Origin of the sequence: Methylobacterium sp. J-048, assembly GCF_022829515.1 — a bacterium.
GTDB lineage: Bacteria > Pseudomonadota > Alphaproteobacteria > Rhizobiales > Beijerinckiaceae > Methylobacterium.
The window spans coordinates 1-4,391 of sequence record NZ_JAKSYL010000052.1 but is presented as its reverse complement, the minus strand read 5'-3'; the positions used below and the strand labels follow the sequence as shown (position 1 = coordinate 4,391).

Below are 4,391 nucleotides of genomic sequence, written 5' to 3'. Positions count from 1 at the left end.
GGAACCCGCTCCCCGAGTGCCCCTTGAAGGCGTTCGCTCTGCGGATGTACCCGACCACGGTCCGCGGATCCCGGTGGCCGGACTGATCCATGATCCGAGCGAGATCCGCACCGCGCTCGGCCGCCGTGGTGATGTAGCCGGCCCGTAAGCTGTGCGCCCCGAAGGTCGAGGCATCGAGCCCGGCGGCCGTGCAGTAGTGCTTCATCACACGCTCGACCGTTTTCACCCCCAGGCGGCGCGACTCGACCCTGCCGGCCTTGTTGACCGGCCGGAACACAGGCCCGTCCTTGATGCCGGCCGCATCAAGCCATTCCCGCACCAGAGCGACTGGCCGGATGAACCGGCCGTGTGGGATGGCCTTCTCGACCCCCTGCCCTTCCTGATCGGTCTTGGACCTCCGAACCAAAACCCGCAGCCCGTCTGGATCCTGGACCAGATCGGCGACGTCGAGAGCCACGAGTTCCGACCGGCGAAACGCGCCCGCGAACCCTAGCGCCAGCAGGGCTCGATCCCTCTGGCCCGTTAGTGTGTCGGGCGTCCGCATGAGCAGGGCTGCGAGGATGTCGGCGGTCGCCGCCGTCTTCTGCTTCGGCCGGGTGCCGATCTCCCGTCGGATCCCGCGTAGGCCCTCGCGCAGACCTTCGTCGTCCGTCGGATCCCGCTCACCGGCAAGCTTATGCGCGTACCGGATCGCGGCCAGCCGACGGGCGATGGTCGAGGCCTTCGAGCCGCGCGTCGCCTCGTGGCTTAAAAACTCAAGCACGACGAGCGGTGTCGCTGGCATCGGATCGAAGCCGTGCTTCGTGCACCAGGTCGCGAACTGTCCGGCATCGCTGAGATAGGCGCGCTGGGTGCTCTTGGCCTTGCCCGCCCGCTGGAACGCCCGGGCCTGGTCGGACAGGCCGGCGACGATCGGCAGGCCGGCCCGCGGCTCCGGACCACGAGTTTTCAGCGCCTTCATGGCATCGTGTCCGATAACTGTCCTTCTCAGACACTATCACGCGCGCTATGGTCGTGCGAGCGTCATTCCACGATCCCGCTTTTATCACACCACAAAAGTGTGACGGAGCGCGGGAGGATGGACGTCGGGTTTTACGGGAAAGTCGTGAACCCCCCCGCAGCAGGCGTGTGCAGCGTTTAGGCTCTCAGCCCGAACGCGCCACGTCATGGCAGCGTGATAATGGCGCTGATCCGGTGGTTTTGTCCCACCATATTAGCGGGAGCATGGCGTCGAAATGGTGAGGATCATCGGCCTTGCGCAGAGCAAGGGCGGCGTCGGCAAGACGACCACGGCTCTGAACCTCGCAGCCGAACTGCATCGGCGAGGGCGGACGGTCGCCGTGCTCGATGCGGACCCGGCCGCGCATGCCGCCTCGATCGCAGAAGACGGGCAACTGCCGTTCAAGGTGACCGCCCACCTCTTGGAGGAGGACAGCGACGCGGCGGTCTCGGCCTGGGTGAAGACCGCCAAAGGCCAGGGGACCGACTTCGTGTTGATCGACGCCCCCGGTGCGATGGGCGCGGCGTTCGGCGCCACCATAGCCGTGTCCGATCTCGTCCTGGTGCCGTCGGGCTCGACCGTGTTGGATGTGCGCGGCGCGGCCGAAACCGTTGGCACGATCCGCCGGCACCGCAAAGCCGCCAAGCGTGACCGGCCCGACATACTCATCGTCCCGAGCCGCATCGACAAACGCACCGGGGCAGGGCGAGACGTGGTGACGACGCTGGCCGCGCTGACTGAGCCGGTGGCGCCGGCCATCTCCTACCGCGCCATCGTGGCCGACAGCCTTGCGACCGGGGAGGCGGTCCCTGCCGACACGCCGTCCGCGGCCGAATTCGCGGCGCTCGCCGACGCCGTCATGATCCGCCTCGGAGAGACCTTATGAGCCGCCGCCCGAACGTGTCGCAGACGCTCGCGATGAAAGCCGCCGCGGCCGCGGCCCGTGAAGTCGAACAGGATGAGGCCCCGCCGGAGCCGGTGGCGGCGTCAGAGCTCGAGCCTGAGCCAGTCGTTGCCCACGCTATAACGGCGACCGAGATCCATCAGCCTGTCCCGCAGGCTGGAGAGGGGCGCGTTAATTCCAAACCGACTGGCCGACCGAAGGGGCGCCGAGATGTAGCCGCCCGACAGACAGTCTACCTCGATGATGCCCGCCACGCCGCGCTAGCCCGAATTGCCGAGGACCGGGGCCGCTCCATCCATTCCCTGATCCTGGAGGGGATCGACCACGTGATCGGAAAGCCCAGTGCGAAGGGGTGGCAGTAGCGGTAATCGACCTCTCTAAAAGCATATTGATAGTGGTTTTGTGGTGTTGAAAAAACATCATTAAACCGCGAGACCCGCGCTACCAGCCGCGGTGCGGTCGGGAGTGCGCGAGGCCGGGATGCAGCCAGTTGGCTGGGCCCGGTCGTTCGTGCAATTCGAGCCCACAAAAACGGGGACGAGCTATTTCGTGATCCGAACCGAGACCGGATCACTGCCGGGGAAGCTCTCCTCCAGCGCGTCGTCGGGCCGCTCGTGCATCCGGTCCAGATGGTTCTCAGGGAGGTGGCGATCGGTCGTCGTGATGGCGGATCCTGCAGAAACAACCGCCAAACGCCTCCGCTCCGCGGCAGTTCGAAAAGCCTCATAGACAAGCAGCCCGAAGCCGGCCGCGATCATGAGCGCTGGGACGGGATTGACCCGGACATCTGCGACAAGCCGCTCGACGGTCTCGCTTGCTGCCTGCCCTGACCGGCGCAGGTCGGCAAAGTCACGCGGGATCCCAGGTTGATTGAACCGGGCCTGCAGGTCGGCCAGCGTCCGATCCAACCGGCCTCGGCTAGCCTCGACGTCCTGCTCCAGTTTGTCTGGCGAGTCGCTCATGTGTCCATCCAATCCGTGAGAACCTGCGCGTCCTGTTTGACCTGCCGACCCGTGCGTGTCGGCTCCAGCGTGGACAGGGATGTCTTGCTGCGCCCGAACAGCCCGAGACTGATCGCAAGTAAGAGGAAGACACCGCCCACGATCAGCGCCGCGAGTGCATCCGATTGAAAGAGGACGGCGATCCCCTTCACCAAGGCGAGGAGCAGCGTGAACAGGCCTGCAGTGGCGCACACGGCCGCCATGAGTAACAGGCTGAGCCCGAGGGATATGCGATGGACGCCCTGCGCCATCTCGGTGCGAAATAGCGTGATTTCGCTACCCACGAGATCTCGTAGCTCGCGGACTGCATCGCCGACGAGGGTCGGGATGCTGCGCAATCCTAGCTCGGCCATCCCGCTCTCCTAGACGTCAGGCGTCGGGAGGACGTCGAGCGGGACCACCGCGTGCGAGCGTGGGACCGGCCGAACCTTGGATGCATTCACAAGGCGGAAGAACGCGAGGCCCGTCAGAACAGCGGCGGCTGTTGCCAGCGCGGGCCGGCGTCGGATTGCGGCGTGAACCTCGTCGTACATCTCGCCGAAGCTGCGGCGTGAAATGGCCTCGGCCAACTCGTCGACGCCGAGCGCCGCCTGATCGAAGAGCTCCTTCAACTGCGGCAGCGAGTCGAGGCTGGTACCTGTGTCGCGAATGGCACCGCCGACGTCCGACACGAAGCGTGCCGCGTCGGCTTTGCGCTTCTCGACATAGCCCTGGGTCTGATCGCGCAGCGCGTCGGCAAAGCCTGGATCGGCGGCGCTCGGCCGGCCATTCTGAGCACCGTTCGGCATCGGGCAGTTACTCCGGTGTACTCTGGACCAGAAGGAACCGTAAGCGTCCCATACAGTTCCGCTGCGCCGCCGGCTGCGTGGTCTACCGTCGAGACGAATGGCGCTGCTCACGCGTTGGTGGCTCGATGCCGCCAATCCGTTCGGATACCGAGGAGGAAGAGCCATGGACGAAGATCGTGTCAAAGGCGCCGCGAAAGAACTCGGCGGCAAGGTTAAAGGTGCAGCGGGCGATCTGACCGGCGATAAGCGGACGCAAGCCGAGGGCAATGTCACTGAGCTGAAAGGCTCGGCGCAAAACCTGTACGGACAGGCCAAGGACACGCTCAGCGACGCGGCCGGGCAAGCGCGGGAATTCGCCGGCGATGCGTTCGACAAGGCTCGCGAGCGCTATCCGGACGCGCAGCGTGTGTACCAGCGCGGCAACGAGGCGCTAAGGCCGCACGCCCACGAGTCACCGCCCGGCCTCGCGCAGATTTTTATCGACGGCCGTGGATGACTAAAGCGAACAGATAGCCGATGGCGCCGGCCAGAATGGCGAGGCCCAGCGGTGACTCCTGCGCGTGCGGCCTTAGCGCCTCGTTGCCGCGCTGGTACACACGCTGCGCGTCCGGATAGCGCTCGCGAGCCTTGTCGAACGCATCGCCGGCGAATTCCCGCGCTTGCCCGGCCGCGTCGCTGAGCGTGTCCTTGGCCTGTCC

At 66.0% G+C, this 4,391-nt stretch carries 7 protein-coding genes and 1 pseudogene; 3 read left to right on the top strand and 5 right to left on the bottom strand.

Annotated elements, in window-relative coordinates:
- Nucleotides 1-961: site-specific integrase (locus MKL09_RS02455; protein ID WP_244017637.1), on the bottom strand; the 961-nt coding region annotated here is incomplete at its 3' end.
- 274 nt (nt 962-1,235) lie between these two features.
- Here MKL09_RS02455 and MKL09_RS02450 point away from each other — a divergent pair.
- Together MKL09_RS02450 and MKL09_RS02445 are read left to right on the top strand one after the other, a co-directional pair.
- Nucleotides 1,236-1,886, top strand: a complete 651-nt coding sequence (locus tag MKL09_RS02450) for a ParA family protein (protein ID WP_244017635.1) — start codon at nt 1,236-1,238, stop codon at nt 1,884-1,886.
- Nucleotides 1,883-2,266, top strand: coding sequence for a hypothetical protein (locus MKL09_RS02445; protein ID WP_244017633.1), 384 nt, complete (start codon nt 1,883-1,885; stop codon nt 2,264-2,266). Before MKL09_RS02450 ends, MKL09_RS02445 begins: the two co-directional genes overlap by 4 nt.
- A 180-nt stretch (nt 2,267-2,446) precedes the next feature.
- Here MKL09_RS02445 and MKL09_RS02440 read toward each other — a convergent pair whose 3' ends face one another.
- The 3 genes from MKL09_RS02440 to MKL09_RS02430 are packed head-to-tail and all read right to left on the bottom strand — an operon-like array spanning nt 2,447 to nt 3,693.
- Complete coding sequence (locus MKL09_RS02440) at nt 2,447-2,866, bottom strand: hypothetical protein (protein ID WP_244017631.1); 420 nt, start codon at nt 2,864-2,866, stop codon at nt 2,447-2,449.
- Nucleotides 2,863-3,258, bottom strand: a complete 396-nt coding sequence (locus MKL09_RS02435) for a phage holin family protein (RefSeq protein WP_244017629.1) — start codon at nt 3,256-3,258, stop codon at nt 2,863-2,865. Before MKL09_RS02435 ends, MKL09_RS02440 begins: the two co-directional genes overlap by 4 nt.
- 9 nt (nt 3,259-3,267) lie before the next feature.
- Nucleotides 3,268-3,693: a hypothetical protein gene (locus MKL09_RS02430; RefSeq protein ID WP_244017627.1), complete on the bottom strand. Its 426-nt coding sequence runs from the start codon at nt 3,691-3,693 to the stop codon at nt 3,268-3,270.
- Between the two features lie 163 nt (nt 3,694-3,856).
- Here MKL09_RS02430 and MKL09_RS02425 point away from each other — a divergent pair, with 163 nt between their 5' ends.
- Complete coding sequence (locus MKL09_RS02425; RefSeq protein ID WP_244017625.1) at nt 3,857-4,189, top strand: CsbD family protein; 333 nt, start codon at nt 3,857-3,859, stop codon at nt 4,187-4,189.
- Here MKL09_RS02425 and MKL09_RS02420 read toward each other — a convergent pair.
- Nucleotides 4,170-4,391, bottom strand: a pseudogene (locus tag MKL09_RS02420) (CsbD family protein); the annotation flags it as partial. The gene MKL09_RS02425 and the pseudogene MKL09_RS02420 sit on opposite strands and share 20 nt — an antisense overlap.

What these genes read in the sequence shown, in the direction of transcription:
- MKL09_RS02450 (WP_244017635.1), top strand. Translation starts at nt 1,236, where the DNA reads ATGGTGAGGATCATCGGCCTTGCGCAGAGCAAGGGCGGCGTCGGCAAG.
- MKL09_RS02425 (WP_244017625.1), top strand. Translation starts at nt 3,857, where the DNA reads ATGGACGAAGATCGTGTCAAAGGCGCCGCGAAAGAACTCGGCGGCAAG.
- MKL09_RS02430 (WP_244017627.1), bottom strand. Translation starts at nt 3,693, where the DNA reads ATGCCGAACGGTGCTCAGAATGGCCGGCCGAGCGCCGCCGATCCAGGC.
- MKL09_RS02435 (WP_244017629.1), bottom strand. Translation starts at nt 3,258, where the DNA reads ATGGCCGAGCTAGGATTGCGCAGCATCCCGACCCTCGTCGGCGATGCA.
- MKL09_RS02440 (WP_244017631.1), bottom strand. Translation starts at nt 2,866, where the DNA reads ATGAGCGACTCGCCAGACAAACTGGAGCAGGACGTCGAGGCTAGCCGA.
- MKL09_RS02445 (WP_244017633.1), top strand. Translation starts at nt 1,883, where the DNA reads ATGAGCCGCCGCCCGAACGTGTCGCAGACGCTCGCGATGAAAGCCGCC.